The organism is Pseudonocardia nigra (genome assembly GCF_019396355.1).
GTDB classification, from domain to species: Bacteria; Actinomycetota; Actinomycetes; order Mycobacteriales; family Pseudonocardiaceae; genus Pseudonocardia; species Pseudonocardia nigra.
In genome coordinates, this window is the sequence record NZ_JAHKRK010000553.1 from 1 (window position 1) to 726 (window position 726).

General features: G+C 70.4%; 2 protein-coding genes. Both read left to right on the plus strand.

Annotated elements, in window-relative coordinates:
- The coding region (locus tag KME75_RS42160; RefSeq protein ID WP_219420683.1) for a transposase at positions 1 to 264 on the plus strand (264 nt) is incomplete at its 5' end.
- The coding region (locus KME75_RS46515; RefSeq protein WP_219420685.1) for an IS3 family transposase at positions 261 to 726 on the plus strand (466 nt) is incomplete at its 3' end. The genes KME75_RS42160 and KME75_RS46515, both read left to right, overlap by 4 nt.

Sequence of the window (726 nt, forward strand, 5' to 3'; positions counted from 1 at the left end):
GAGTTCCGCCGCAACGCCGCGCAGCTGGCGTTGGACGGTGGCCGCTCGATCCGAGACGTGGCCCGCGAGCTAGGGATCAACCACGAGACCCTGCGGAACTGGGTCGAGGCCCTGCGCCGGGAGCGCCGGGACGGTCCGGCCGCGGTGGGCGGGGAGGAACGGGCCGAGCTGGCCCGGTTGCGTCGCCGCGTCGCGGAGCTGGAGTTGGAGAAGGAGGTCCTGCGAAAAGCCGCGGTCTTCTTCGCCCGGGAGACAGACCGGTGACCCGAGAGACGATCTACGGGTTCATCGCCGCGGAGAAGACCACCTGTTCAGTCCGTCTCCTGTGCCGGGTCCTGCAGGTCAGCACGTCGGCGTTCTACGACTGGATCCGCCGGAGCAGCCCGGTGGTCTCCGATGACGACCTCGACGACGCGCACGCCGCGAACGAACTGCACGACGCGTGGGCCGAGCACCGCCGCACCTATGGCGCGCGCCGGTTGACCGCCGAGATCCGCGACCGTGACCAGCAGGGCCAGGTCTGGAACCGCAAGAAGGTCGCCCGGCTCATGACCGTCGCCGGGATCGAGGGCATCCACCGACGCCGCCACGGCAAGAAGCGCACCCGTCTCGGCGCCGGCTCAGTCGCCCCGGACCTGGTCAAGCGGCAGTTCGTCGCCGATCACCCGGACCGGCTCTGGGTGGCCGACATCTCCTACCTGCGCACCTGGGAGGGCTTCCTCTACC